This window comes from Synechococcus sp. OH20 (assembly GCF_047502685.1).
GTDB lineage: Bacteria > Cyanobacteriota > Cyanobacteriia > Thermostichales > Thermostichaceae > Thermostichus.
This window is the reverse complement of sequence record NZ_JANSIQ010000054.1, coordinates 86,275-110,909: the sequence shown is the minus strand read 5'-3', so window position 1 is coordinate 110,909 and position 24,635 is coordinate 86,275. Positions and strand designations below refer to the sequence as shown.

Genomic DNA, 24,635 nt, shown 5'->3' with positions numbered 1-24,635 from the left:
CCTTCTCTCCTTCCTCTTGAAACCTGTACCCTATTTTAAATTAACAGGCTGTAGTGGTCTCTTACCTGGTTCAACTGCTGTCCATTCCAGTTGTCCCCCTCTGTTCGCGCCAGCGGGCCGTAGGCCCTGGTCGCATTCAACTTTGTGGCTTGCGACGCAGATACCTTGAGCTTGCAAGAGATAGTCAGAACTTGGGTCATACTAAGTATATTGGGCGCTATCCTTTCCCACCCGAGTGGGGTATCCCGCGCATTCAGATGAAACTCGAAAAAGCTGCGGCTGTTATTTTACGGTCATTTCAAATAGCAATGAGACGGTTCGTCACATTGTTGTTGCTACGTAACGCTGTTGCGAACGCGCTGCTCTAACTTCCCTCTCCCAGAGGGAGAGGGGTTAGGGGTGAGGGCATTTCAAGCTTAAGACATGCACTGGGACAAAAACTCCCCAATCCGACCTATTGCTTCCTCCAGCCGGGATCCCTCCGCCACCAGGGCAAAGCGGACATAGCCTTCGCCACTGGGGCCAAAGCCAGAGCCCGGCGACAGGGCAACGCCGGTAGCCCTCACCAAGTCCAGACAAAACTGGGCTGAGGAACCACGGTAGGACTCCGGCAAAGGCGCCCACAGGTACATGGTGGCCTCCGGCAGGGGCACGGGCCAGCCGATGCGGTGCAAGGCTGCCACCGCGATATCCCGCCGCTGGAGGTACACCTGCCGCCAGTGATCCAAGAAGCTATCGGGAGCCGCCAAGGCCGCCGCTGCCCCCCGCAGAATGCCCTGGTAGGGGTGGAAGTCGATGGTGGACTTCACCAGGCGCAAAGCTCGGATCAGCTCGCGGCTGCCGATGGCATAGGCCACCCGGAACCCCCCCATGTGATAGGACTTAGAGAGGGAAAAGAACTCGATGGTGCGGGTCTTGTCTGGATCCGCCAGCAGCGCCGAGGGAGCCACCTGGCCGTCGAAACGCCAGTCCACATAGGGAAAGTCATGGGCCAGGAAGATATCGTGCTGCCGACAAAATTGCAGCGCTTCCTGCCAAAACTCTGGGGTGACGGTGGCGGTGGTGGGGTTGTGGGGATAGCTCAGCACCAACAGCCGCGCCCGACGACAGACCTCCACCGGGATCTCGTCCCACTGGGGCAGGAAGCGGTTTTTCGCCCGCAGGGGCAAATAGTAAGGGATCCCTCCCGCCAGATGGATCCCGCCCACGTGGGAGGGGTAGCCGGGGTCGGTGACCAAAGCAATATCCCCGGGATTGAGCAAGGCCAGCGGTAGAAGGGCCGTTCCCTGCTGGGATCCGATCAGCGGCAGCACCTCGGTTTCTGGGTCGATCCCCAGGCCGAACTTCCTCAGGTACCACTTGGCGCAGGCGGCGCGGAAATCGGCGGTGTCGTGAAACAGAGTGTAGCCGTAGGTGGCGGGATCCGACAAAGCGGATTGAATGGCTGCCAGCGCTTCCGGAGGCGGGGGCAGATCTGAGGAGCCCAAAGAAAGGTCGATGACATCCAAGCCCGACCGACGCGCCTCCCACTTGGCCTGGTCTAGCTGGTCGAAGACATTAGAGTGCAGCGGCTCCAGTCGTTGGGCAAAGGCAGTGGGCATGGGGCAGATCCAGAGTGGCTAGGGCGTCATCCAAACAGCGGGATCTCTTTAGGGATTGTTGGGATTGTTGCCGGCAGTGGAGGAGCTGGGGGCAGAGGGCCGTGTGGCCGCCGCCGGGCCGCGGTCAAAGATCTCGATGTGCCACTGGCCGCGACCGTTGCTTTCAAAGGCGATAAAGCGGCCATCGCCGCTGATGGTGGGGTTGCGCACATCCCCCGGCACCCGGCTGCTGATGTTTTCGACGCGGCGGGTTTGCCGGTCGTAGAGAAAGATCTCTGACTTGCCCAGCGCATTGGAGACATAGACGATGTAGCGACCGTCGGCGCTGATGTCGGGCGAGGTGGCAGCCACATCGCTGGAATTCAGACCGGGCAAGTCCACCAGCCGCTGTTCCACCGTGTCGTAGAGAAAAATATCCTGGCTGCCGCTGCGGGCAGAGGAAAACACCAGGTAGCGACCATCGCCACTGAAAGCAGGCTCCCCATCGGGGAAGATACTGTTGAGGCCGCTGCCGGCCAGGGTGGGGCGCGGCGTGCGCAAGCCTGCCGGGCTGCAGCCCAACAGCACCAGGCTCAATCCGGCCCAACACAATTTTTTTGCCCAGCAGGTCAGCCTGAACGGGATCCGGCCCTTGGTCAGCATTGCCTTGCCTCTCCGATTCTTTCCATCATACCCAGCCGGCAAACGGCTAGGGTTCTACCTTGACGCCCTTCCAGAAGGCCACGTAGCCGCGGATGTTGGCTGCAGCCGGCTTGGGATCGGGGTAGTACCAGGCGGCGTCTTTGTTCTCCTGGCCGTTGACCACGAGGGTGTAGTAGCTGGCTTGCCCCTTCCAAGGGCAGGTGGTGTGGGTGGGGCTGGGCTGAAAGTATTCCCGCCGCAAAGATTCCGGCGGAAAATAGATGTTGCCTTCCACGGTTTCGTAGCGGTCGGTCTCCGCCACCACCACCCCGTTCCAGATGGCCCTGGGCATGAAAAACCTCCTGTCGCGAACTCTCGGTTCTCAACGTTAGTTTTAACGTTATTTTTGAAGTTGCAGATCTCGGCAAGGCCAACTGCCTTTCTTTGAGATTAGCTTTTCTGCCTGTCGTTGATCGTTGTCGTTGAGGGTTGACACCCGCCCCTGCTGGGCTATTCTCCACTGCTATTGAGCGCTACGGCCATGGCTCGCCGCAACACCCTAGAAGATGACCTCAACTACCAGCAAGCCAAGCGCAGCCTGCGCCAGTGGGTGGCCCAACTGGATCTGCACCCCCAAGAGATCGCGGGCCTAGAAGGGGAGTTAGAGGATCTGCAAACGCTGCTGGACAAGCTGGAGACTGAGGTGATCCACATCGCCGCCTTTGGCCTGGTGGGGCGGGGCAAGTCCTCCCTGCTCAATGCCCTGTTGGGCGAGCCGGTGTTCGAGACGGGGCCAACCCACGGCGTCACCCGTACCCATCGAGCTGCCGTTTGGAACATCAGTTGGGAAACCCGCCCCAAGGTCCCAGCCGCCCCGGCCCGGGGATCCCAACTTCCCCCGCCAGCCATTCAATCGGTACAGGTTACCCACTGGCAGGGATCCCGTCTGGAGCTGATCGACACCCCTGGCCTCGATGAGGTGGACGGCGAGGAGCGGGCGCGGCTGGCCCAAGAGGTGGCGCAGCGGTCGGATCTGATCCTGTTTGTCGTCTGTGGGGATCTGACGCGGGTGGAGTTTGAGGCCCTGGCGGCCCTGCGGGAGGCGGGCAAGCCCATGCTGCTGGTCTTCAACAAGATCGACCAGTACCCAGAGGCGGATCGCCAGGCCATTTACGACAAGATCCGCAACGAACGGGTACGGCAGCTCCTTTCCCCCAACGAAATTGTCATGGTGGCGGCCTCCCCGCGCGTGCCTCGCCTGGTGCAAAGGCCGGACGGGAGCTTCGGCGCCCAACTGGAAGTGGGATCCCCGCAGGTGGACGAGCTGCGCCTGAAAATCCTGGAAGTCCTGCATCGGGAGGGGCGCTCACTGCTGGCCTTGAATGCCCTCCTGTTTGCCGATCGCGTCAACCAACAGGTGATCGAGCGCAAGCTGCAAAGCCGCGCCCAGCAGGCCCAAGATCTCATCGCCGCCGCTGCCCGCACCAAAGCGCTGGCGGTTGCCCTCAACCCCATTACCCTGCTGGATACTCTGGGAGGGCTGGCTCTGGATGTCATCCTGATCCTGCGCCTGTCCCGCCTGTATGGCTGGCCCATGAGCAGCGCGGGAGCCGCCCAACTGCTGCAGAAGATCGTCCTCAGCATGCTCAGCCTGGGGGCAGGAGAATGGGTGGCGCTGTTGGGCCTGGGATCCCTGAAAACCTTGCTGGGGGGATCCCTGCCCTTTGCTGGGGGACTCTCTCTGGGGGCCTACGGTTCGGTGGCCCTGACCCAGGCGGTGTTGGCCGGGTTTTCCTGCTACGCCATCGGGGAGGCGGCCCGTCGCTACCTGGCCCAGGGAGCCAGTTGGGGGCCGGAGGGGCCCAAAGCCGCCATAGCCCAGATTTTGGCCGATTTGGACGAAGCCTCGATCACCGCCCGCCTGCGGGAGGAAATCCGCCACAAAATTGGATTCGCTCTCTCCTGACCCTCTACAACCCTCTACAATCAGAAGGCCGAGCCAATCGTTCCCATGACCTACTGCCTTGGCATCCTCACCCGTTTTGGCTTGGTGATGGCAGCAGATTCCCGCACCAACGCCGGGGTGGACTATGTCTCCACCTACCAGAAGCTGTTCGATTTTTCCTTGCCCGAAGAACGGGTAATCTTAATTTGCACCTCTGGCAACCTGTCTATTACCCAGAGCGTTTTAACGGAAGTGCAGCGGGATCTGCGACAGCAGGAAAGTGCGAATCTTCACACGTTTCCCCATCTCTACGACGTGGCCCGCTACCTGGGATCCAAAATTCGTTACATCCAAGAGCAAGACCGACCCTGGTTGGAAAAAGACGGCATCGACGCCCAGTGCAGCCTGTTGCTGGGAGGACAAATCCGCGGCGAGGAGCCGGCCCTTTTTTTGATCTACAGCCAGGGCAATTGCATTCAAGCCACCCCAGAAACGCCTTTTTTGCAAGTGGGGGAAACCAAATACGGCAAGCCCATCCTGGATCGCACCCTCTCCTACGAAACCTCGCTGCAGGATGCGGCCAAATGCGCTCTCCTCTCCATCGACTCCACCATGAAGTCCAACATCTCCGTCGGCCCCCCCATCGACCTGGTGATGGTGCCGGCCAATCAGTTCAAAGTTACCCACCGCCTGCGCCTGCGCACCGGGGATCCCTACCTGGCCAAGATGCGCAAGCTCTGGGAGAGCGCCCTCAAACAAGCCTTCGACCAAATGCCCCCCATCGAGTGGGACTACTCAGATTCAGCCGATCGAGAAGAAGAGCTGATCGACTGAGCGGGGGAGATTGGTAGGATAGGGTAGCTTTGCCCAGCCCTTGTCATGTCAGCCCACACCTTTCAGGACTTGATCTTTCGCCTGCAGCAGTTTTGGGGGGAACAAGGCTGCCTCATCCTGCAACCCTACGACCTGGAAAAAGGCGCCGGCACCATGAGCCCCCACACGTTTTTGCGCGCCCTGGGGCCAGATCCCTGGCGGGTGGCCTATGTCGAACCTTGTCGCCGCCCCACCGATGGGCGCTACGGCCAAAACCCCAACCGCCTGCAGCATTATTTTCAATACCAAGTGCTGATCAAACCCTCCCCCGACAACATCCAAGATGTGTACCTAGATAGCCTACAAGCTCTGGGCATCAACCCGGCAGAGCACGACATTCGCTTTGTGGAAGATGATTGGGAATCTCCCACCTTGGGGGCTTGGGGTGTGGGCTGGGAAGTGTGGCTGGACGGCATGGAAGTTACCCAGTTCACCTACTTTCAACAGGTGGGCGGGCAGGATTGTCGCCCGGTTTCTGTAGAAATTACCTATGGGCTAGAGCGCCTGGCCATGTACCTGCAGGGGGTAGATTCGGTTTTCGATCTCTGCTGGAATGAGCACCCTTCCCTGGGCCGGATTACCTATGGACAAATCTATTTCCAAAACGAGGTGGAGCAGTCCTACTACAACTTCGAGTATTCCGACCCTGAAATGCTGCTGGAATTGTTCCGCCTCTACGAAGCCGAGGCTAAGCGCTTGATCGAAACCACACACCAGAAGCTGCAGAAACAACTGTTGCCGGATCGGTTGGCTGTGTCTCTGCTCCTGCCCGCCTACGACTATGTGCTCAAGTGCTCCCACACCTTTAACCTGCTCGATGCCCGCGGCGTCATTGCCGTAGCCGAGCGCACCCTCTACATTGGGCGCATCCGCAACCTGGCCCGACAATTGGCGGAGCTATATGTCAGCCAAGCGGATCGACCCGGCTCCAGCTATGCCCTAGGGCAGCCGGAACCCACCCTGATCTCCAAAGGCGCCTGGGCTAATAGCTAGGGAAAAAGATCCCTGTTTTCGCTATGATGAGAGATTGGTATCAGCAGGCGCTGGCCTGCCATAGCCACCCCTTACCTTAGGATAATCGACACTCTCGTTTTCGCCCTCTTTTCCTGACCAGTCCACCTTATATTCCCGGAAAAATCTTTATGTTTCGCCATCCCGTCACGCGGGTTTCCATCTTTATCGATGGGAACAATATGTTTTATGCCCAACAAAAAAATGGCTGGTTTTTCGACCCGCGCCGAGTCTTGGATTATTTTGTTAGGTCACAGCCCAATGTCGAGCTAGTCAACGCATTTTGGTACACCGGCATCAAGGATCCCAACGATCAAAGGGCTTTTCGAGATGCTCTGATCAGCTTGGGCTTCACCGTACGCACCAAGATCCTCAAAGAGTATCGAGACGAAGACTCCGGTCGATACTCCCAAAAAGCAAATCTGGATATTGAAATTGTGATCGATATGTTCAACACCGTTGGGCAATACGACAGGATCGTTTTGTTTAGCGGCGATGGCGATTTTGAGCGGGCCGTCGAGCTGTTGCGCTCCAAAAACACTCTGATTACGGTCGTCTCCACCGAAGGGATGATCGCTCGCGAGCTGCGCAACGCCACCGACCGCTACATCGACCTCAACGACATTCGCCCCTACATCGAGAAGCTAGACAAGTAAGGCCGAGATTTTGGGCCGATCCCTCTGCTGTCGAGCCAGCCCCACAGCTCCCTGGCGGAGTTGCCACAACTCATCTGAGTTCCTTCTGGTTTCTCCGCCTTGAGGGGAAGTCTGCTGAGTAAGATTGCTGCCACGCGAGCGCCCCATCCGTTACATCGACCATAGTCGGCGTTGCCGGGAAAAGCTGTCCCAGCCGCTTTAAGTTGCTCTGGCAACCGTCAGAAGGGTTGTTATAGTCATTATCAAATAGCAATGAAACACTTCTCCACCTCGTTATTACTACGCAATGCTGTCGCTCTAACTCCCCTCTCCCTCTGGGAGAGGGGCCGGGGGTGAGGGCCGGGAGAGGGGCCGGGGGTGAGGGCCGGGAGAGGGGCCGGGGGTGGTCGCGTGAGCGGCGCGGAGCGCTTGGGATGGGAGAGGGGCCGGGGGTGAGGGCGGGTCGGCGGCAAAGTGTCTTCGTCTTGTTTGAAACGACTCTATCTTCCTCCTTGCCGGTTAACTTCTGGACAACCTTGGCCTGGGCAGAGGGCCAAAGAGGCTAGCATTGTAAAAAATCTTTGCCCTGACAGGTTCTTATGACCGACGTTCCCGTCTCCCGCATTCGCAACTTTTCCATCATCGCCCACATCGACCACGGCAAATCCACCCTGGCCGACCGGCTCTTGCAAGAAACCGGCACCGTTTCAGCTCGCGAGATGAAGCCGCAACTGTTGGACAACATGGAACTGGAGCGGGAACGGGGCATCACCATCAAGCTGCAGGCGGCCCGCATGAACTACCGCGCCCAAGACGGCCAGAACTATGTGCTCAACCTCATCGACACGCCGGGGCATGTGGACTTTACCTACGAAGTCTCCCGCTCCCTGGCAGCCTGCGAAGGGGCGCTGCTGGTGGTGGATGCCTCTCAAGGTGTGGAAGCGCAGACCCTGGCCAACGTCTATCTGGCCCTAGAGAACAACCTAGAGATCATCCCGGTGATCAACAAAATTGACCTGCCGGGGGCGGAGCCGGAGCGGGTCATCGCCGAAATTGAACAGGTGATCGGCCTCGATTGCAGCGGGGCGATCCTGGCTTCTGCCAAAATGGGCATCGGCATCCAAGAGATCCTAGAGGCTATTGTGCAGCGGGTGCCCCCGCCACGGGATACGGTGGCGGATCCCTTGCGGGCTTTGATTTTCGATAGCTACTACGACTCCTACCGCGGTGTGATCGTCTATGTGCGCATCATGGATGGGGAGGTGAAGACGGGAGACAAGATTTGCTTCATGGCCTCTGGCCGAGAATACGAGATTACCGAGCTGGGGGTGATGCGCCCCCATCAAGAGCCGGTCGAGGCCCTGCATGCGGGCGAGGTGGGCTACGTGGCCGCTGCCATCAAGAGCGTGGAACACGCCCGTGTTGGGGATACCATTACGCTTGTCCATCGCAAGGCCTCTGAACCTCTGCCCGGCTACAAAGAAGCCAAGCCGATGGTGTTTTGTGGCCTCTTCCCCAGCAGCTCCGATCAATACGCCGAACTCAAAGAAGCTCTGGAAAAACTCAAGCTCAACGATGCTGCTCTCTACTTTGAGCCGGAAGTTTCCCCTGCCATGGGCTTTGGCTTCCGCTGTGGTTTTCTGGGCCTGCTGCACATGGAGGTGGTTCAGGAGCGCCTAGAACGGGAGTACAACCTCGATTTGGTGATTACAGCTCCGACGGTGGTGTACCAAGTTACCCTCAACAACGGCTCTGTGATTCGGGTAGACAATCCCAGCAAGCTGCCTTCCCCCAACGAGCGCACCAGCATTGAGGAGCCGATTGTGAGGGTAGAGGTGATTCTTCCTGAGGAATTTGTCGGTACCGTGATGGAGCTGTGCGAGACCAAACGCGGCACCTTTAAGGACATGAAATATCTGGCGCAGGGTCGAACTACGCTTGTATATGAGCTACCGCTGGCAGAAGTGGTCACCGACTTTTTCGATCAATTGAAATCGCGCACCCGTGGCTACGCCAGCATGGACTACCAAATGGTGGGTTATCGTGCGGATGATCTGGTGCGCTTGGACATTTTGATTAACGGCGAGGTGGTGGATTCTTTATCCACTATTGTGCATCGGGACAAAGCTTTTTATGTAGGCCGTTCCCTGGTTGCCAAGTTGCGGGAGCTGATCCCCCGCCATCAATTTGAAGTGCCCATTCAGGCGGCGATCGGCTCCAAAGTGATTGCTCGTGAAACCATACCGGCCCTGCGCAAAAATGTCTTGGCCAAGTGCTACGGAGGAGATGTGACCCGCAAACGCAAGCTTTTGGAAAAGCAAAAAGAGGGGAAAAAACGCATGAAGGCAGTGGGAACGGTGGATGTGCCCCAAGAAGCATTTATGGCGGTGCTGAAGTTGCAAAATGACTAGGGTGAGCGGCGCTCAACTGCAGCGGGAGGAGGTGTTGGCCTGGCTACAGCGTCAGGTGCCGCCCCCTCGCCTTCGCCATATCTTGGGGGTAGAGGCAATGGCCCGGCAACTGGCGGCCCACTATGGGCTGGACGAGCAAAAAGCTGCTTGGGCAGGGTTGATGCACGACCTGGCCAAGTCCTTCCCGCCGGAGCAACTGTTGCAAAGGGTGGCTCAGGAACGGGAGCTGGACGAGATCGAGCGGGCCGAACCCCACATTCTCCACGCCGAGGTGGGATCCCTGCTGGCACGGGAGCAGTTTCAGGTACAGGATGCAGAGATTTTGGCGGCCATTGCCAACCACACCCTGGGGCGGCCCGGCATGGATCCGCTGAGTTGTGTGGTTTTTGTAGCCGATGCTCTGGAGCCGAATCGGGGCAGCAGCCCAGAATTGGAGCGGTTGCGGCAGATGGCTTTTGTAGATTTGTCTAAAACCGTGGTGGGAGTCTGTGACTTGAGCCTAAAATTTTTGCTAGATCGGAATCAGGTGATTCATCCGCGCACCCTCATGACTCGGAATCATTTTCTGTTGCATCCTTTAGATAGAAAGGATTTAGAGGAGGTTATGTTCCAAGGCAACTCAGTCGTTTCGGGAGGGTTTTAGTTGCTACAGCTTATGCCTGCCCCTGCCGGGGATCCCATCTATCGCATGGCGTTGAGCGCAGCTCGCGCGGCGGAAGAAAAAAAAGGTGGCGACATTGTTCTGCTGGATGTGTCCCAGATTTCCACACTGGCAGACTACTTCCTTTTGATCAGCGGCTATTCGCTTACACAGGTTCGCGCCATTGCCCGGGCAATTGAGGAAAATCTTTGGGAGAAGTGGCAACAAGCTCCGCGCCGCATCGAAGGCCAAGACTCAGGCTCCTGGATTCTGATCGACTATGCGGATCTCATCGTCCATGTGCTCTTGCAAGAGGAAAGAAACTACTATGACCTAGAATCTTTCTGGATCCAGGCCCAGCGAGTTGATTTACCATTGGCGGGTTAGCCTCATTGTTTCTGAGTTCAGATCCCTAAGCTGCAACGGCTTTGCGGAGCCCGTAGCTGGGGCCAGCAGCCACCTGTCTGGCGTCTCAGCACTTGTCTCAGCAGTATTCCAAGCCGGCTTTGGCGCGCTAAGTTAGCCAATTGTCAAAAAATATGTAAGTTCCTTGATATTCCCATAATTTTTCACATAGTCGTATGCTAGCGTGGTGGGCGAGGAGTGGTTGAGTGAGATCTTCTTTCTCACTGTGGCTAAGCTTCTATAGTCTTTGTTAAATACTGTACCCTGCTCTCCTCGGAAGCTCGATAATTTTTCGTTGATGCCGGATGCCAGCGAAGCGATCTTCACGGTTTCTGATGGTTCCTGTTGGCTGCTTTTAGCGGCAAGCGGGAAGACAAACGAGGTAAATAGAGATGGAAAGGCTTAGCCGCAGAAGAGATCTTACACACGCTTTGTTTAATACCTGTTTTAAGAGTGACAGGGATTTTTAGGAGGGACGTTGATCATGATGGAAAAGATGTTGGTTAATATCGTTGAGTATCTGGCCCTAGGAGAGCTGGAAAATTACCTCTGTACCGAGCATCCCCATCAGCAGGTGTTTCATGACGCCAAGGAGCGGGAAGCGATGATGCAGCAGATCCTAAACCGCGTTCCTGCTGTCTACATGTGGCTGGCTGCCGATGAGTGTCCCAGCCGCGATCAGCTCAACCCCTCTGAGCTGGAATTGCTCCGCTCAGTGGTGCGGGATGTGGTCAAGCAGAAGCTGCAACAAGCTTCTTTTGGCGTTGACCCCTATGCGGGATCCATGTCGGAAGCTTTTTACGGGTAGAGGAGCACGGGCTTAGGCTAGACTGCGAGAACATTGCCTCGCCCTGGTATGTTGCCCGTCTACTATTCAGAGACCTTTCTTCGCCACGATACGGGCCCCTTTCATCCCGAGCGCCCGGCTCGACTGCAGGCCATTGTCAAGGCGCTGCGCAGCGCTTCTTTTGCCGACTGCCTGGAGTGGCGGGATCCCCCCTTGGCCGATCTTGCGGAACTGGAGCGGGTTCACCCGCGCTGGCACATTCAACGGGTGGCCGAGTTGGCCGCGAGGGGCGGGGGACGCATCGACGCAGATACTTCCGTTTCCGCAGCAAGCTTCGAGGCGGCGCGCTTGGCGGTGGGAGCCTGGCTTGCCGCTTCCGCTTCGGCTTTGGCCGCAGCTCAGGCGGCTTTGGTGCTGTGTCGCCCGCCGGGGCATCACGCGGAGCCAGAACGGGCGATGGGGTTTTGCCTCTTCAGCAACGCCGCCATTGCTGCCCTCTGGGCCCTGGAGCAGCCAGGGGTAAGGCGGGTGGCGATTTTCGATTGGGATGTCCATCACGGCAACGGCACGCAGGCGGTGGTGGAGCGCCACCCCCAACTGGCCTATGCCTCTATCCATCAGTTTCCCCTCTACCCCGGCACGGGCTTGGCCCAGGAAACCGGGATCCACGGCAACCTCTGCAATGTGCCTCTGCCTGCTGGGTCAGACTGGTCGGCCTATAAAAAGGCTCTCGATGAGAAGATTTTGCCCTTCTTGCGGGCCTTCCAGCCGGATTTGCTGCTGGTGAGCGCCGGCTTTGACTGTGCCAAAGGGGATCCCTTGGCCAGCATGCTGCTGGAGCAGGAAGACTTTGGCCGCCTGGCTCACCTCTGCCTGGAGCAGGTGACCCGCAAGACCGTCTTCGGCCTAGAAGGGGGCTATGACCTGGAGAATCTGGCCCGCGGCTGGCTGAGCCTGGCCCAAGCTTGCCTAGAGAGCTAGCCCTTCCACTTCACCTTGGGCAGGATCTGCCGCACATCCACCCGGTCTTTGTACTTGAGGGCGAAGTTGAGCAGCGAATCCAAAAGTGAGTCAGACAGATAGTGAGGCTGCAGGCCCAGATCTAGGAGCTTGGTATTTTTGGCGTTGTAGTAGTGCTCCTCTAGCTCGACGCGGGGGTTCTCCAGGTAGTTGATCTCCACCTTCAGACCCAGGGTGGCCCCCGCCTTTTGCACCAACAGCGCCAGTTGCTCCACGCTAAATTGCTCCGTGAACTGGTTCATCACCCGGAACTGACCCGGCTCGGCGGGATGGGCGATGGCCAGCTCCACACAGCGCACCGTGTCGCGGATATCCAGGAAGCCACGGGTTTGGCCCCCCTTGCCGTACACCGTCAGTGGGTGCCCCACCGCCGCCTGAATGCAAAAGCGGTTTAGAGCCGTGCCGAACACGCCGTCGTAGTCGAGGCGGTTGATCAGCACTTCGTCCATGCCGGTTTCTTCTGTTAACACGCCGTACACCACTCCTTGATTGAGGTCGGTGGCCCGCAGGCCCCAGACGCGGCAGGCGAAGTGGATGTTGTGGCTGTCGTGCACTTTGGAGAGGTGATACATGGATCCCGGCTGCTTGGGATAGGGCAGGGTATCCTTGCGGCCGTTGTGCTCGATGGTGATGTACCCCTCCTCGATGTCGATGTTGGGGGTGCCATACTCGCCCATGGTGCCCAACTTCACCAGGTGGCAATCGGGAAATTCCTCCTTGATGGCGTAGAGGATGTTCAGGGTGCCCACCACGTTGTTCACCTGGGTCATCACCGCATGTTCGCGGCTGATCATCGAGTAGGGGGCAGAGCGCTGCTCGCCAAAGTGGACGATGGCATCCGGCGGGAAGCGGCGCATGCAGGAGATCAAGGCTTCGTAGTTGGTGACGTCGCAAACGAAAATGGGAATATCTTTGCCGGTCAAGCCCTTCCAACGATCCACCCGCTGCTCGAGCTGGGCAATGGGCGTCAGGGTAGAAACCCCCAGTTGCAGATCCCAGAGGCGGCGCACGTAGGAATCGAGAATGGCCACCTCATAGCCCCTGTTAGACAGGTGCAGGGCTGTCGCCCAGCCGCAGTATCCGTCACCACCAATAACCAGGACTTTCATCAGGGAAGCAAAATTCGGCTGCTCACGAATCTACCAAGTTATGGCATCGAAGACAAATACCCTGGGATCCCATTTTTAATCGCGGATTGGGGCCGACAGGTTACTCGACCTGAGGAGGGTTATCCAGGGTGTAAACCGTGGTCTCGGCGGCAATGGCGCGGCGCAGGTGAGCCGGGACTTGGTAAAGCCCCAGCAGGGTGATGCCATCGAGAAAGCGCAGCGTCCCTCGAGCGGGATCCAACTGCTGGCTCAGAATCTGGTCGATCTGTTCCGGCTCCGGCCTGGAAGAGATGGGATCCTGGGCTGCCAGGGCAAACCCCAGCGGGCCGCCGTAGGTGGGGGCGTAGATAGCGTAGGGCTGCACGGCAGCAAACACCGTTTTCAGGGTGTGAATGATGCGGGTGTGCTGCCACAAGTCCACCGGCCCCGTCGGCCCCGCCTGGAGGACAAAAGCCCCAGCGGGCTGCAACTTGGAGCGGATCTGGCGGAAAAACTCCTGGGTAAAGAGGCGGTAGGCAGGGCCAGCTTCAACAGGATCCGATAGGTCGGAGAGGATGACATCCCAAACCGGCTCTGTCCGGTGGAGAAAGTCGAAAGCATCGGCAATCACGACCTGCACACGCGGATCCTCAAAGGATCCCTGGTGCATTTCCGGCAGGTGCTCTCGACAGGCGGCCACTACCTCCCCATCGATGTCCACCATCACCACCTGCTCCACCGAGCGCCAACGCAGCACCTCCCGCAGCGTCGCCCCCTCCGCACCGCCCAATATCAACACTCGCCGCGGGATCCCACCCGCCTGGACGACCTGCAGCAGGGCCGGGTGAACCAGAGCCTCGTGGTACAGAAACTCATCCACCGTGGTGGATTGCCAATGCCCATCCAGCATTAGACCCTTGCCGTAGGCCCCCGTCTCGGCGATGAGCATCTCCTGGAAAGGGGTTTTGCGGTAGGCCAGGATGCGCGTGACTGCACGGGCGGTGTAGTCCCAAGGGGTCAAGTACTCCTGAACCCAAAAGAAACTCCTCGGGCTGTCCATCGGCACACCTCGCCGTACCGTTGATAGGAACCGACCTCTGGGATACCCAGATCCCATGCCGGGATTTTCAGTGGTTGAATCTCGAGATCCCGTGAAGTCGGAAAAAGCTGCCACCGGCCATCTCAGCGCCTTCGTCCGGTCGCTTCGCAGGTAAGCACCTCAGCCGAGTCGGGGTCTTCTTCCAGGAGTGTCGGTTGCGTGGTGCGGCGGGGCACCTTGCGCAGGGAATATCGCCGCGCTTGAAACACGTCGATCAAATATTCGCAGGCCGCTTCCGGTCGGGTGTGGCGACCACAGGTGAACACATCCACCGCCGCATAGCCCGTCTCAGGCCAGGTGTGGATGGAGATATGGGATTCTCCCAAAAGGGCCAGCGCCGTAATCCCCTGCGGCTCAAATGGATGGCACAGTTGTCCCAAAAAGGTGGAGTTGGAACGTCTGGCTGCCTCCCGCAAAGCCTGTTGCACGAGAGAGGCATCATCCAGAAGATTGGCCGGGCAGTCGTAAAGCTCCAGGATACAGTGGATCCCGATCAGAGCTGGAGACCTATCCCCTAATTGGCCAGATAGTGTGTGCAGCATACTATCCCCTAATTGGCCAGATAGAACTGATTAGAACCAGAGGCTGCGCAAAAAGCACAGCTTTACTATCATCTCACAAGCAAAGCCAAATCACACCCCCCAGCGGCTTTTTTCTTAACCGCCAGTTAACTCTAGAGGCGGTTTCGAGGCGCTGCAACCCAGACACCGGCTTTTGAGGGAAGGGTTGGAGAAGCTAAGACTGCTGCTCTCTCGAAGGGGGGGCGGGAGGATAGAGCAGGGCTTCCAGCTCTTGCAGAGCTCGCTCCAGGTTGTCGTTGACAATCACGTAGTCAAATTCGTCTTGGGCATCCAATTCCTTGCGGGCCTGTTCTAGGCGCCGCTCGATGCTTGCCTCTGAGTCTTGTCCGCGCTCACGAATGCGACGTTCTAGCTCTTCCAGAGAAGGGGGACAGAGAAAGATGCGAATGGCGTCTGGATACTGCTGCCTCACCTGGCGGGCCCCGGCCAGCTCAATTTCCAGCAGCACATCCTGACCCTGTCTGAGTTTTTGGCAGACGATCTCGCGGGGAGTGCCGTAAAAGTTGCCGGCATACTGTGCCCATTCCAACAGCTCATTGGCTTCGATCAAACTGAGAAATTCCTCGCGACTGCGAAAGTAGTAGTTGACGCCTTCCTGTTCGCCGGGGCGGGGCGGGCGGGTGGTGACCGAGACCGAAAAATACAGTTCGGGGTGGCGCTGGCGCAATTGGCTGACCAGCGTACCTTTGCCTACCCCGCTGGGCCCTGTCAACACCAGCAGGCGACCGCAAGTGGCAGGAGGTGGAAGGGATCCCTGCGGCTGCGTACACTCAGAGGAAACTGGGGCAGGAGAGGCTGGCATAGGCAGAGAGCGACGAGCTGGTTTGGGTTTGTTTTAGAATATCTCACTCTTGGTTCTTGCAGATGGCTTGCGGCGATGGGCTTTCACTCGGTTTCCTCTGACAAACCGGGCTTGGCCGTTAGGAAGCGGTTGGCAACGGTTTCGGGCTGGATAGCAGAGAGAATCACGTGCCCGGAATCGGTGATGATGACAGCGCGGGTGCGGCGACCGTAGGTAGCATCCACCAACTGGCCCCGCTCGCGGGCATCACTGATGATGCGTTTGATGGGCGCTGACTCGGGACTCACAATGGCGATCACACGTCCGGCGGCGACGATGTTGCCAAAGCCAATGTTGATTAGGCGGGTATCCATAGGGTGATTAGCAAACCTGACGATTGTCCGGCCAGCAACCTTCATTAAGGTAGCAAATAGGTCTCTTTCACAGGTTTGCTAGAACGACACCTGAGTTCGCGGTCAATTGGGCAGAGGGTTCTGACCGGCAAAAAGGCTGCGACTGTAGCAGGTTTAGTCGAAAAAAAGCTGCACAACCCGAACGGCTTACCCTACTTATTGAGGAGGGCAAATGCCCCAACGCCGACCAACTTCCATAGAACTTTAATTTTTCCTGGCCTATGCTTGACTTGACTTGGCTGGATCCCCTTGTCCAGCACTTTCAACTGGGGGATCCGGATCCACCCGAAGCCATCCGAGTGGGCCTCATTCACCAGACCTGGAAACTCAATACCTCTGAGGGATCCTTCATTGCCCAGCGTCTTCATCCCCGTTTGGATCCTGCTGCCACCGAAGACGGTCAAGCCGTCGGCCAATGGCTAAGGCAACAAGGCTTCCCCGTGCCCCAATTTCGCCGCGCTCGGGATGGATCCCTGCATTTGAGCTGGGCAGAAGGGCTGTGGCGGGTTATGGAGTGTCTGCCGGGATCCTCGCATTCAACCCCGCCCGATGGGAGTTACCTGGAAGAGGCAGGGGCAGCCGTTGGACGCTTGCACCGGCTCTTGGCCCAGTGGCAATATCGCTTTCGCTTCCAGATCCCGCATTTTCACGACACGGCCCACCTTTGGCAACAGCTCCGCCAGCGCGACCCGGCGCCAGAAGTGCGAGCAGAATGGCAATTTTTAATCGAAACTGTGCCGCACCTTTTGCTGCCCTCAGGGATCCCAACGCAGATCATCCATGGCGATCTCAAGTTCAACAACTTTTTGTTCGACGAGCAGGGGCGATTTGTGGGTCTGGTGGATCTGGACACCTTTATGTATCACAACCTCTACGTTGAACTGGGAGATGCTTTGCGCTCCTGGGGTAAACGAGGCAATACCTTTCAGCCCAAGGCGATCCTGGCGGGGTTGCGGGGCTATGCCCAAACCGGCAACCTGCACACCCTACAACCAGAACTCATCATCCAAGGGATCCAACTGATTACCCTGGAATTGGGGATCCGCTTTCTGCAGGATTGGTTCGAGGACTGCTACTGGAATTGGGATCCGCAGCGGTACCCAAGTCGCAAAGCCCATAACCTAGCCCGCTGCCAACAGCAAATTTGCCTGTATCAAGACCTCACCCAGATGGCGCCCCAACTGCTGGAGCCCATGCGCGCCCTCGTTGCAGCAGCAAGGGAATTGGCTTTCGGTTAATTTAAATTTATGTTAATTTAGAAGCAGCTTCCTCTTCGTTGCGCGATCCCTATGAGCAGCCTTCAACTTCCCCGCTGGTTGGAATTGGCACTGCCTTTTTTTCACCCTGTGCTGATGATTTTGGCCTTTGCCCTGGCTCTGTATGCCCTCTACCTGGGGCTACAGGCGCGGCGGGTGCGCACCGCCTCGGCAGAAGAACGCAAGGAGCTGATCAAAGGGAAGTTTGCTCAGCGGCACTTCCTGGCCGGATCCCTGTTTCTGGTGTTCATGGTGTTCGGAGCCCTGGGCGGCATGGGGGTCACCTACCTCAACAACGGCAAGCTGTTTGTCGGGCCTCACCTGCTGGCCGGCTTGGGCATTGTCGCCTTGGTGGCCAGCTCGGCGGCTTTGGCGCCGCTGATGAAGGATGGCCAGAAGGTTTGGGCCCGCAATGTTCACCTGATGCTTAACGCGGTGATTTTGGCGATCTTGGGTTGGCAGGCGGTGACCGGCTTTCAGATTGTGCAGCGCATCGTCAACCAGATGCTGACCGCCCCTCAGGTAGCCTGACCCGCTTTGGGCAGAGGCAGTTGCCAGAGAAGGCGTCCATGTCAAAATAGACGCTGTCTCCCTCTCCTTGGGTTGGAGAGGGACGCTTTCTCCAGGTACTTAGCCCCAGTCAACGGTTTTCTCATGTCTGTCAGCCCTCTTCCCAGTTGGGTCAAGCGTTCCATCGGCAAGGCCAGCGATATCTCGGCGGTGCAGCAGGTGGTCAAGCAGCGGGGCCTGCACACCATCTGCGAAGAGGGGCGCTGTCCCAATCGGGCGGAGTGCTACAGCCAAAAGACCGCCACCTTTCTGCTCATGGGCGGGATCTGCACCCGCGCCTGTTCGTTTTGTCAGGTGACCGGTGGGCGGCCTGCACCGTTGGATCCCGCAGAGCCGGAAAAGGTGGCCGAGGCGGTTGAGCTGCTGGGTCTCCGCTATGTGGTGCTCACCTCGGTAGCCCGCGACGACCTGCCCGACCAGGGATCCGGTCGCTTCGTGGAGGTGATGCAGGCGATCCGGCGGCGCTGCCCTGGGATCCAGATCGAGGTGCTCACCCCCGACTTTCGCGGCGATCGCGACTGCATTGCCCGTGTGGTGGCCGCTCAGCCCGTCTGCTACAACCACAACATCGAAACCGTGCGGCGGCTGTCGCAGGCGGTGCGGCGCAGCTCCGGCTACGACCTATCCTTGCGGGTTTTGCGAACGGTGAAGGAGCTGGATCCCGGCCTGCCCACCAAGTCCGGCCTGATGCTGGGGCATGGGGAAACCCGCGCAGAAGTGCTGGAAACCTTCCGGGATCTGCTGGCGGTGGGGTGCGACCGGCTCACCCTGGGGCAATATTTGCAGCCTTCCTTGGCCCACCGCCCTGTGGAGCGCTACTGGACGCCGGAGGAGTTTGCCGAGCTGGGCCAGATCGCCCGTGAGATGGGGTTTCGCCAGGTGCGCTCCGGGCCATTGGTGCGCAGCTCCTACCACGCTGCTGAAATGGTGCAGAACTAGGCGAGAGAACTGGGCAAAGGCGGTGCGCCGTCTGTCGTAGCCGGCTTTTCCCGTCCGAGCAGGGCATGAAGACCTGCCCCTAGACCGAAGGCTTGGGCCGCAAACCGGCTGAGCGCCTGCGGCGCCAGGGATCCCAGGCGGTATAAACTTGCCCCCGCCACCAAACCCGGCAAAAGGCCGTTGCCCCAGTCTCCCCACAGCCAGGAGCTCATCCCTTCGGCGCACAGCAGCAGCGCCCCATTGAGCAGCAGCGGTCGCCCCAGCCCTTCGCGAAAAGAGACCAGCGCCTTCCATAGGGCTTCCCAGGGCAGATGCAAGCGTACCCCCAAGCCCAACAGCCACAGGCCATCCAGCAGCGGGGCCAGCAGCAAATCCCACCCCAGCGGCGCCAGGCCCACCGCGATCCCCTTGCCGAGGGCAACAACCTTGCCCCATTGCTCTACAAAGCGGGCGTGATGCTGCCATTGTTTTTCCAGAATCTGGGCCTGAACCCAATCCAGCCGCCTCAAGACGTTCAAGGCCAGGAGGGAGCCCCCCTCCGTTTGCAAAATCTCCACAATGCGCCCCCGCAGAGTCTCAATTTGGGGTGCGGGCCGTTCCCACTCCAGGGTGATGCGGCCATCCGGCCAGTGGGTGCGCACTTTCAGAGGTTTTGGGCAAGCGGCGACGGTCAGGATCTCCTGCGGCAACACCCAGCCCAGGTGGCGGCTGATCTGGGCGCGAATCGCCTGCAATTCGGCTTCTGAATAGAGATCGCACTTGTTCAACACCAGCAGGATGGGCTTGTGCAGGGTGCGCAGCTCCAACAGGGCTTGGTATTCCAACTGGGTTAGGTCGGTGGCGATGACAAACAAGATCAAATCTGCCGAGCGGGCCACGTCCCAGGCCAACTGTTCGCGGGCTGCGCCTTCTACTTCGTTCAAACCCGGAGTATCCACCAGCCTCACCCGCCAAGGGATCTCCGGATCCGGTTGCCACAGCAGAGATTGGGGCCGTTGGGTGACCCCATTCAGGGGCCCTACCTCCAGCCGCGCCTCGCCGATCAGGGCATTCAGAACGGCTGACTTGCCGCGGTTGACCAGCCCGAACACCGCAATGGCAAACAGGCGGGCGGTGAGGCGCTTGCGCAAAGCTGATAAAGCTCTCAACTCCGGCTGCACATCCTGACGCCTGGCCAGAGATTGCCAGTGATCCCAGCAACTGTGCAAAACCGTTTCGGCTTGGGCGAGAGGAGGGGTCATAGACAGGGGCAAAGGACTAACCCTCACTCTAGAGGGAATTGCACCCCAGGGCCAGCCGTTTCTCCCCCCCAGCGTGGGGAACCGCCTGGCTCACAGAATAGGGCATGATGGCTTTAGGCTTCTGCTGGCTTTCCTATGCTGTATCGCCTTTCCCCCTCTCTGAAATGGCTCCGCATCGGTGGATCCCATCGTTCTAAGCAAGAGCGCCAGATCGTGCGCAGCCTGCTGGCCTTTGCCGGGGCGCTGTTGGTTGCGGATGTTGTGCTCCTGAGCGCCCTTCATTAGTCGGATGGGCAGGTTGGTCGTTGCTAATTCCGAATAAGTCTGAGACACCTCCCTACCCCTCTGCGCTGCCACAAGCAAAGGGGAGGGGATTTAAGGGCTGGCGGGCGGTTACCTGCAGCTTCTTCCGGCGTTATCTGCTGCAGTCATGTGGATCGATCTCTTGCGTAGGTAAGGCTCCCGCTTGGCTACAGAGCTCCCATAAAGTTCGGAAAAAGCTATATCTCAAACCCAATGAAGACACATCAGGACAGCTTGGTAGCCCCGCACTTTAGCGCGGGGACGAGAAGCCCGTAGGCAAGTTTAGTTGCTCTACTACTAATAATAATGCTCGTCAACTTATCGTTCCCAAGCACCTACTACGGTGAAAAACCCGATCCGTGCATTGGGGAACGAGAAGGAACGAAAAGTAAGCAGAATCTTGAGGTTTTGCCTCAAGTGACTGTCTAGGGGCGTCTTGACAACGCCTTTGCGAGTCCGTTTGTGGACTGCGTAAGAATCCCCCGACTTCAGTCGGAGGGAGTGTCAATCCAAGCCGCTTCCCTCACCCCCAGCCCCTCTCCCTCTGGGAGAGGGGGGTTGGGGAGCGGCATGACGAAAGGCTGCACGGGATCCCTTGTGCTGCGGGGAGGGGGGTTGGATCGGGAATAATGGAAGCGGCCTAGGCCGGGAGGGTCAGGTTTTCCCGGAGCTGAGGCTGGTGTTCTTTTTCCCTTGAGGCCGGCTATGGTTTTGCAGGAGGCGGCGGGCGTGCCCCGCATCAACGCGCGCGAGTCGGATGCTTTCGACATTTTCAACCTGAAGCATTATCTCGGCCCCAACCCCTACCTGGATACAGCCGCTTTCACCTTCGACTTTGCCCTCACCCAGTGCCCCCAGCCGCTGCCTATTGAGGCCTACCTGTCCAAGGTCTGCTCCTATTTTCCCTCCTTGCAGGAGGGATCCTATCCTTCCTATGCCCATTTGTTTGCTCGGCTGGTGGCGGAGGTGAACCGGCTGCAGATGGATCTGCACTTGCAGCGGTGGAGCTGTCACCCGTTTCCAGAGTACGTGCGCATTGCGGTGCAGACCTTGCACGGGCGTACCACTCGTGCTGCGGTCTATTTTGCCTGGGATTGGCTGGAGGCCATCGCCCAGGGGGAGCCCTTCGACGTTGAGGGGGAGATGCGTCGCCTGCAGCAACTGTTTCGCGACTCGGTGTACGGCGGGCCGACGGTCTATGCCCTCTTGCGGGCTGCGCACGAACGCGGGATCCCTGCCTGCTACCTGTGGGATGAAGGGGTCATGCAGTATGGCTATGGGCGCAACCAAGTGCGAGGGGTGGCCACCACCTTTCACTGCGACAGCCATCTCGACTCTGACTTCACCACCCGCAAAGACGATTGCAAGGCCTTTCTGGCGGCGCAAGGGTTCCCCGTGCCCCAGGGGGAAGTGGTTACTTCTTTGGCAGAGGCTTTGTCATTGGCGCAGGAAATCGGCTATCCGGTGGTGCTCAAGCCGGTGGCCGGCCACAAGGGGATCGGGGTGACAGCAGGCATTCAAACCCCAGAAGAATTGGCCTTTGCCTACAGGGCAGCGGTGGCAGCCATTCCCCCTGAGCAGCCGATCCGGCTGATCCTGGAAAAGCATCTGCAGGGCAGCGATTTTCGCCTGTTGTGTGTGGGCGGGCGCTTTGTGGCGGCCACAGAACGACGCCCGGCCTCGGTAACCGGCGATGGCCACAGCAGCATTGGGCAACTGATCGAGCAGGCCAACCGGGATCCCGCCCGCTGGGATACCCCCACCTCTCCGCTGGGGCCGATCCAGTGGGACGAGGCGATGGAGCGCTTTCTGGCGGAGCAGGGCCTGACGGCGGACAGCGTGCTGGAACCGGGGCGGACGGTCTACCTGCGCAAGGTGTCCAATCTTTCGGCGGGGGGGGTGAGCCGCGATGTCACGGCCACCGTCCATCCCGACAACGTGGTTTTGGCCCAAACCATTGCCCAGCAGTTCTCGCTGGTGTGCTTGGGCATCGATGTCATCGCCACCAGCCTAGAGCGCTCCTGGAAAGAGGGATCCCTGGGCATTATCGAGATCAATGCCGCACCGGGTGTGCTCATGCACCAAAAGCCGGCGATGGGCACGGGCGTGGATGTGCCAGGGGCGATCCTCGACCACCTGTTCCCCAAGACGGCCCGCATCCCAATTTTGACCTTCAACCGCCTTACCTTGGCCGAGGCGCACACCCTGGTGGAGCACATTCTGTCCCACCGTCCCGGCAGATGGGTAGGATGCGTCTGTCGGGAGGGCGTGCTGCTGAACCACAGCTTTAGGCCCCTGAACGGCAGCCTCTTTCGCCAGGCGAAAACCCTGCTGCGCCATCCCCACCTGGATCTGCTGTTGGCAGAAGCCGACGAAGAGACCCTGGAGCGGGAGGGCTTGGCCTACGAAGGCAGCGACTTGGTGGTGCTGCGGGATCCCTCCGATAAAGAGCTGCAAACCCTGAAGCGGCAGCTCAACCCCGACGGTGCCCTGTTCTTGCAACGGGAGTCCACCCTAACGTTGACGGTGGCCGGCCAGGTGGAGCGGTTTGAGCTGCCAGGAACAGACCTGCAGATGGGGATCCTGCTGCGATCCATGACTCTGCGGATCATCTGCAGAACCCTCAGCCAGATGCTGAAGAACTGGTCTGGCTGAGGCGAGGGATCCCTGTTGGGAAAAAGGCTAACCCTGCACCCCTCGGCAAGAAACGCTATCATAGAAGTCCAATGAGTAGGCTACCTTGGTAAAACCGCAAGAGGCAGGTCGGATGGATTGGGTAGAAAAAGTCCTGGAAAAGCTCCGCGAATGGGTAGAACGGGTGATCGATACCCTGCTAGGCCATCCTCAGCCCCAACCGGCACCCATTCCGGTAGAAAATGGATCCCATCGTCGTCGTTAATCCGACTGCCATTGCCACCGGCGGCGAGACCCTGAGCCTGCTGGTGTTGCACGGCCCCAACCTCAACCTGCTGGGAGTGCGCGAGGTGGGCATTTACGGCTCGGTATCCTTGGAGCAGCTCGATCAGGCTCTGCATCAGCAGGCAGAAAGGCTGGGGGCAAGATTGGAAATTCTGCAGTCCAACCATGAAGGGGTGCTCATCGATGCCATTCACCACGCGCGCCAGCGCCATGCCGGTATTTTGATCAACCCCGGCGCCTACACCCACACCAGCATTGCCCTCCGAGATGCCATTGCCGCCGTGGGACTGCCCACCGTGGAAGTTCACCTGAGCAACATCCACCGCCGCGAGTCCTTCCGGCAGCACTCCTACATTGCCGCCGTAGCGGTTGGGCAAATCAGCGGTTTTGGGGCGCAAAGCTATCTGTTGGGATTACAAGCTCTGGTGCAGCACCTGCGCCTGCAATCGGCGTAGGTGCCCGCAACTGTCCGGCAACGCTTGCACGGCTGTGCCGATCCAGCAGGTCACACTGCTCAGCTCGGCCAAATACGGATGAAGACACTTTGCCGCCAGCTCAAGCGCTCCGCGCCGCTGCCCTCACCCCCAACCCCTCTCCCTGAGGCAGCCCTCACCCCCAGCCCCTCTCCCTGAGGGAGAGGGGAGTTATGGCGGCGCGTTCGCGACAGCGTTACGTAGGAATAGCGCCGACCGGGAAAACTAGAAACGGAGATCCCAAACGGGGAAAAACCCCACCAGCAGCTCCACGATCAACAGAGCCGGTAGCAGGTTGGCCACCCGCAGGCGGGCCAGGCCGAGCAGGTTCAGGCCAATGCTCAAGATCAGGATCCCACCGGTGGCCTCTAGGGCCGCCATCAGGTCTGGGCGCAACAGCGGCTGCAACTGCCGCGCCAACAAGGCCACTCCCCCCTGCACCAAGAGCACCGGCAGCGCCGAAAATAGGGTGCCCCAGCCCAGGCTGGCGGCGAAGGCGAGGGTGGCGATCCCATCCAACGCCGCTTTCACCAACAACAGCGAGGGATCCCCTAAGCCATCCCGGATGGATCCCAGCAACGTCATGGGGCCGACCACAAACAGAATGCTGGCGGCAACAAAGGCGCGGGTAATGGGGCTGGGACCCAGCCGGCGGCTTACCTGCTTCTCCAGGGCCTGGCCAACCCGCTCGAAGGCGGCCTCGATGTCGATCCACTCCCCCAGCACCGCTCCTGACACCAGGGCCACCAAAACCGTTAGCGTTTGGGCGGCACTGCTGAGGGTCAGAGCCATTTGGATCCCCAAGACCAACACCAGGGCTCCCATCGCTTGCAAGAGGGTTTGGCTCATGCGTTCGGGCAGGCGGCTGCCCATGCCCCAGCCGAGGCCGCTGCCCACCAGGATGGCCAGGGCATTGACGAGGGTGCCAGTGCCGGGAGGAGCCATAGGTTTGCCCAGACTTTCCATTCTCAGTCTCCAACAAAGGCTCGTCCCAAACCTGCGCGGAAGCACCTAGGCAGATCG

26 protein-coding genes are annotated in these 24,635 nt (G+C 59.2%); 16 read left to right on the top strand and 10 right to left on the bottom strand.

Translation table 11 applies throughout. The features are described from left to right. Positions 1 to 416 precede the first annotated feature (416 nt). From NW826_RS11815 to NW826_RS11805, 3 genes are read right to left on the bottom strand one after another with little or no spacing between them, the layout of a single operon-like run. A complete protein-coding gene (locus NW826_RS11815; protein WP_414510221.1) occupies positions 417 to 1,601 on the bottom strand; it encodes an LL-diaminopimelate aminotransferase in 1,185 nt (394 codons plus the stop codon). Positions 1,602 to 1,649: 48 nt separating this feature from the next. Further along, the gene (locus tag NW826_RS11810) at positions 1,650 to 2,243 is read right to left on the bottom strand and encodes a TolB family protein (RefSeq protein WP_414347668.1); all 594 of its coding nucleotides are present in this window, start codon (positions 2,241 to 2,243) and stop codon (positions 1,650 to 1,652) included. 46 nt (positions 2,244 to 2,289) lie between these two features. After that, entirely contained in the window at positions 2,290 to 2,574 is a 285-nt protein-coding gene (locus NW826_RS11805; RefSeq protein ID WP_414335033.1) for a DUF427 domain-containing protein, read from the bottom strand. A gap of 189 nt (positions 2,575 to 2,763) precedes the next feature. On the opposite strand from NW826_RS11805, the gene NW826_RS11800 reads away from it, so the two are divergent. From NW826_RS11800 to NW826_RS11760, 9 genes are all read left to right on the top strand, one after another. Beyond that, a complete protein-coding gene (locus NW826_RS11800) occupies positions 2,764 to 4,188 on the top strand; it encodes a DUF697 domain-containing protein (RefSeq protein ID WP_414510220.1) in 1,425 nt (474 codons plus the stop codon). 45 nt (positions 4,189 to 4,233) lie between these two features. Further along, on the top strand, positions 4,234 to 5,001 hold the full coding sequence (locus NW826_RS11795; protein ID WP_414335035.1) for a peptidase: 768 nt from the start codon (positions 4,234 to 4,236) through the stop codon (positions 4,999 to 5,001). A gap of 45 nt (positions 5,002 to 5,046) precedes the next feature. Then, a complete protein-coding gene (gene glyQ, locus NW826_RS11790; protein ID WP_414510219.1) occupies positions 5,047 to 6,033 on the top strand; it encodes a glycine--tRNA ligase subunit alpha in 987 nt (328 codons plus the stop codon). A gap of 149 nt (positions 6,034 to 6,182) precedes the next feature. Then, a complete protein-coding gene (locus NW826_RS11785; RefSeq protein WP_414335037.1) occupies positions 6,183 to 6,707 on the top strand; it encodes an NYN domain-containing protein in 525 nt (174 codons plus the stop codon). Between the two features lie 578 nt (positions 6,708 to 7,285). After that, a complete protein-coding gene (lepA, locus tag NW826_RS11780) occupies positions 7,286 to 9,097 on the top strand; it encodes a translation elongation factor 4 (protein ID WP_414335038.1) in 1,812 nt (603 codons plus the stop codon). After that, positions 9,090 to 9,740, top strand: a complete 651-nt coding sequence (yqeK, locus tag NW826_RS11775; RefSeq protein ID WP_414510218.1) for a bis(5'-nucleosyl)-tetraphosphatase (symmetrical) YqeK — start codon at positions 9,090 to 9,092, stop codon at positions 9,738 to 9,740. The genes lepA and yqeK overlap by 8 nt, the downstream gene beginning before the upstream one ends. A gap of 12 nt (positions 9,741 to 9,752) precedes the next feature. Next, on the top strand, positions 9,753 to 10,124 hold the full coding sequence (gene rsfS, locus NW826_RS11770; RefSeq protein WP_414335040.1) for a ribosome silencing factor: 372 nt from the start codon (positions 9,753 to 9,755) through the stop codon (positions 10,122 to 10,124). 502 nt (positions 10,125 to 10,626) lie between these two features. Then, positions 10,627 to 10,950, top strand: a complete 324-nt coding sequence (locus tag NW826_RS11765; RefSeq protein ID WP_414347671.1) for a hypothetical protein — start codon at positions 10,627 to 10,629, stop codon at positions 10,948 to 10,950. A 48-nt stretch (positions 10,951 to 10,998) separates the two neighbouring features. Next, a complete protein-coding gene (locus tag NW826_RS11760) occupies positions 10,999 to 11,910 on the top strand; it encodes a histone deacetylase (protein ID WP_414510217.1) in 912 nt (303 codons plus the stop codon). Here the strand turns inward: NW826_RS11760 and NW826_RS11755 are convergent. From NW826_RS11755 to remA, 5 genes are all read right to left on the bottom strand, one after another. Beyond that, positions 11,907 to 13,058 (bottom strand): NAD-dependent epimerase/dehydratase family protein, encoded by a 1,152-nt coding sequence (locus tag NW826_RS11755; protein ID WP_414335043.1) that lies wholly within the window; start codon positions 13,056 to 13,058, stop codon positions 11,907 to 11,909. The two genes, NW826_RS11760 and NW826_RS11755, sit on opposite strands and share 4 nt — an antisense overlap. Before the next feature lie 100 nt (positions 13,059 to 13,158). Next, complete coding sequence (locus NW826_RS11750; protein ID WP_414510216.1) at positions 13,159 to 14,097, bottom strand: spermidine synthase; 939 nt, start codon at positions 14,095 to 14,097, stop codon at positions 13,159 to 13,161. 122 nt (positions 14,098 to 14,219) lie between these two features. Further along, positions 14,220 to 14,678 (bottom strand): adenosylmethionine decarboxylase, encoded by a 459-nt coding sequence (gene speD / locus NW826_RS11745; protein ID WP_414335045.1) that lies wholly within the window; start codon positions 14,676 to 14,678, stop codon positions 14,220 to 14,222. Positions 14,679 to 14,871: 193 nt separating this feature from the next. After that, positions 14,872 to 15,519, bottom strand: coding sequence for a guanylate kinase (gene gmk / locus NW826_RS11740; protein WP_414335046.1), 648 nt, complete (start codon positions 15,517 to 15,519; stop codon positions 14,872 to 14,874). An 83-nt stretch (positions 15,520 to 15,602) separates the two neighbouring features. Then, positions 15,603 to 15,872, bottom strand: coding sequence for an extracellular matrix/biofilm regulator RemA (gene remA / locus NW826_RS11735; RefSeq protein WP_414335047.1), 270 nt, complete (start codon positions 15,870 to 15,872; stop codon positions 15,603 to 15,605). A 260-nt stretch (positions 15,873 to 16,132) separates the two neighbouring features. Between remA and NW826_RS11730 the strand changes: the two genes are divergently transcribed. The 3 genes from NW826_RS11730 to lipA all read left to right on the top strand — a co-directional run bounded on the left by NW826_RS11730 (position 16,133) and on the right by lipA (position 18,676). Further along, positions 16,133 to 17,149 (top strand): phosphotransferase enzyme family protein, encoded by a 1,017-nt coding sequence (locus NW826_RS11730; protein WP_414335710.1) that lies wholly within the window; start codon positions 16,133 to 16,135, stop codon positions 17,147 to 17,149. 51 nt (positions 17,150 to 17,200) lie between these two features. Then, positions 17,201 to 17,698 carry a DUF4079 domain-containing protein gene (locus tag NW826_RS11725; RefSeq protein WP_414335709.1) on the top strand — a complete coding sequence of 166 codons (498 nt, stop codon included), beginning with the start codon at positions 17,201 to 17,203 and terminating at the stop codon, positions 17,696 to 17,698. Between the two features lie 123 nt (positions 17,699 to 17,821). Further along, a complete protein-coding gene (gene lipA, locus NW826_RS11720; protein ID WP_414510215.1) occupies positions 17,822 to 18,676 on the top strand; it encodes a lipoyl synthase in 855 nt (284 codons plus the stop codon). Here lipA and NW826_RS11715 read toward each other — a convergent pair. After that, entirely contained in the window at positions 18,673 to 19,917 is a 1,245-nt protein-coding gene (locus NW826_RS11715) for an Era-like GTP-binding protein (RefSeq protein WP_414510214.1), read from the bottom strand. The two genes, lipA and NW826_RS11715, sit on opposite strands and share 4 nt — an antisense overlap. A 135-nt stretch (positions 19,918 to 20,052) precedes the next feature. Here NW826_RS11715 and NW826_RS11710 point away from each other — a divergent pair, with 135 nt between their 5' ends. The 4 genes from NW826_RS11710 to aroQ all read left to right on the top strand — a co-directional run bounded on the left by NW826_RS11710 (position 20,053) and on the right by aroQ (position 23,594). Further along, a complete protein-coding gene (locus NW826_RS11710; RefSeq protein WP_414335704.1) occupies positions 20,053 to 20,202 on the top strand; it encodes a hypothetical protein in 150 nt (49 codons plus the stop codon). A gap of 723 nt (positions 20,203 to 20,925) precedes the next feature. Continuing rightward, positions 20,926 to 22,875, top strand: a complete 1,950-nt coding sequence (locus tag NW826_RS11705) for an acetate--CoA ligase family protein (protein ID WP_414510213.1) — start codon at positions 20,926 to 20,928, stop codon at positions 22,873 to 22,875. A gap of 112 nt (positions 22,876 to 22,987) precedes the next feature. Continuing rightward, complete coding sequence (locus tag NW826_RS11700) at positions 22,988 to 23,119, top strand: hypothetical protein (protein ID WP_414335702.1); 132 nt, start codon at positions 22,988 to 22,990, stop codon at positions 23,117 to 23,119. After that, positions 23,097 to 23,594: a type II 3-dehydroquinate dehydratase gene (aroQ, locus tag NW826_RS11695; protein WP_414335700.1), complete on the top strand. Its 498-nt coding sequence runs from the start codon at positions 23,097 to 23,099 to the stop codon at positions 23,592 to 23,594. The genes NW826_RS11700 and aroQ overlap by 23 nt, the downstream gene beginning before the upstream one ends. A gap of 243 nt (positions 23,595 to 23,837) precedes the next feature. Here the strand turns inward: aroQ and NW826_RS11690 are convergent, their stop codons facing one another. Continuing rightward, entirely contained in the window at positions 23,838 to 24,557 is a 720-nt protein-coding gene (locus NW826_RS11690) for a DUF554 domain-containing protein (RefSeq protein WP_414510212.1), read from the bottom strand. Between the last annotated feature and the right edge of the window lie 78 nt (positions 24,558 to 24,635).

Coding starts and splice junctions, on each gene's coding strand:
- NW826_RS11815 (WP_414510221.1), bottom strand. CDS start 1,601: ATGCCCACTGCCTTTGCCCAACGACTGGAGCCGCTGCACTCTAATGTC.
- NW826_RS11810 (WP_414347668.1), bottom strand. CDS start 2,243: ATGCTGACCAAGGGCCGGATCCCGTTCAGGCTGACCTGCTGGGCAAAA.
- NW826_RS11805 (WP_414335033.1), bottom strand. CDS start 2,574: ATGCCCAGGGCCATCTGGAACGGGGTGGTGGTGGCGGAGACCGACCGC.
- NW826_RS11800 (WP_414510220.1), top strand. CDS start 2,764: ATGGCTCGCCGCAACACCCTAGAAGATGACCTCAACTACCAGCAAGCC.
- NW826_RS11795 (WP_414335035.1), top strand. CDS start 4,234: ATGACCTACTGCCTTGGCATCCTCACCCGTTTTGGCTTGGTGATGGCA.
- glyQ (WP_414510219.1), top strand. CDS start 5,047: ATGTCAGCCCACACCTTTCAGGACTTGATCTTTCGCCTGCAGCAGTTT.
- NW826_RS11785 (WP_414335037.1), top strand. CDS start 6,183: ATGTTTCGCCATCCCGTCACGCGGGTTTCCATCTTTATCGATGGGAAC.
- lepA (WP_414335038.1), top strand. CDS start 7,286: ATGACCGACGTTCCCGTCTCCCGCATTCGCAACTTTTCCATCATCGCC.
- yqeK (WP_414510218.1), top strand. CDS start 9,090: ATGACTAGGGTGAGCGGCGCTCAACTGCAGCGGGAGGAGGTGTTGGCC.
- rsfS (WP_414335040.1), top strand. CDS start 9,753: ATGCCTGCCCCTGCCGGGGATCCCATCTATCGCATGGCGTTGAGCGCA.
- NW826_RS11765 (WP_414347671.1), top strand. CDS start 10,627: ATGATGGAAAAGATGTTGGTTAATATCGTTGAGTATCTGGCCCTAGGA.
- NW826_RS11760 (WP_414510217.1), top strand. CDS start 10,999: ATGTTGCCCGTCTACTATTCAGAGACCTTTCTTCGCCACGATACGGGC.
- NW826_RS11755 (WP_414335043.1), bottom strand. CDS start 13,058: ATGAAAGTCCTGGTTATTGGTGGTGACGGATACTGCGGCTGGGCGACA.
- NW826_RS11750 (WP_414510216.1), bottom strand. CDS start 14,097: ATGGACAGCCCGAGGAGTTTCTTTTGGGTTCAGGAGTACTTGACCCCT.
- speD (WP_414335045.1), bottom strand. CDS start 14,678: ATGCTGCACACACTATCTGGCCAATTAGGGGATAGGTCTCCAGCTCTG.
- gmk (WP_414335046.1), bottom strand. CDS start 15,519: ATGCCAGCCTCTCCTGCCCCAGTTTCCTCTGAGTGTACGCAGCCGCAG.
- remA (WP_414335047.1), bottom strand. CDS start 15,872: ATGGATACCCGCCTAATCAACATTGGCTTTGGCAACATCGTCGCCGCC.
- NW826_RS11730 (WP_414335710.1), top strand. CDS start 16,133: ATGCTTGACTTGACTTGGCTGGATCCCCTTGTCCAGCACTTTCAACTG.
- NW826_RS11725 (WP_414335709.1), top strand. CDS start 17,201: ATGAGCAGCCTTCAACTTCCCCGCTGGTTGGAATTGGCACTGCCTTTT.
- lipA (WP_414510215.1), top strand. CDS start 17,822: ATGTCTGTCAGCCCTCTTCCCAGTTGGGTCAAGCGTTCCATCGGCAAG.
- NW826_RS11715 (WP_414510214.1), bottom strand. CDS start 19,917: ATGACCCCTCCTCTCGCCCAAGCCGAAACGGTTTTGCACAGTTGCTGG.
- NW826_RS11710 (WP_414335704.1), top strand. CDS start 20,053: ATGCTGTATCGCCTTTCCCCCTCTCTGAAATGGCTCCGCATCGGTGGA.
- NW826_RS11705 (WP_414510213.1), top strand. CDS start 20,926: ATGGTTTTGCAGGAGGCGGCGGGCGTGCCCCGCATCAACGCGCGCGAG.
- NW826_RS11700 (WP_414335702.1), top strand. CDS start 22,988: ATGGATTGGGTAGAAAAAGTCCTGGAAAAGCTCCGCGAATGGGTAGAA.
- aroQ (WP_414335700.1), top strand. CDS start 23,097: ATGGATCCCATCGTCGTCGTTAATCCGACTGCCATTGCCACCGGCGGC.
- NW826_RS11690 (WP_414510212.1), bottom strand. CDS start 24,557: ATGGCTCCTCCCGGCACTGGCACCCTCGTCAATGCCCTGGCCATCCTG.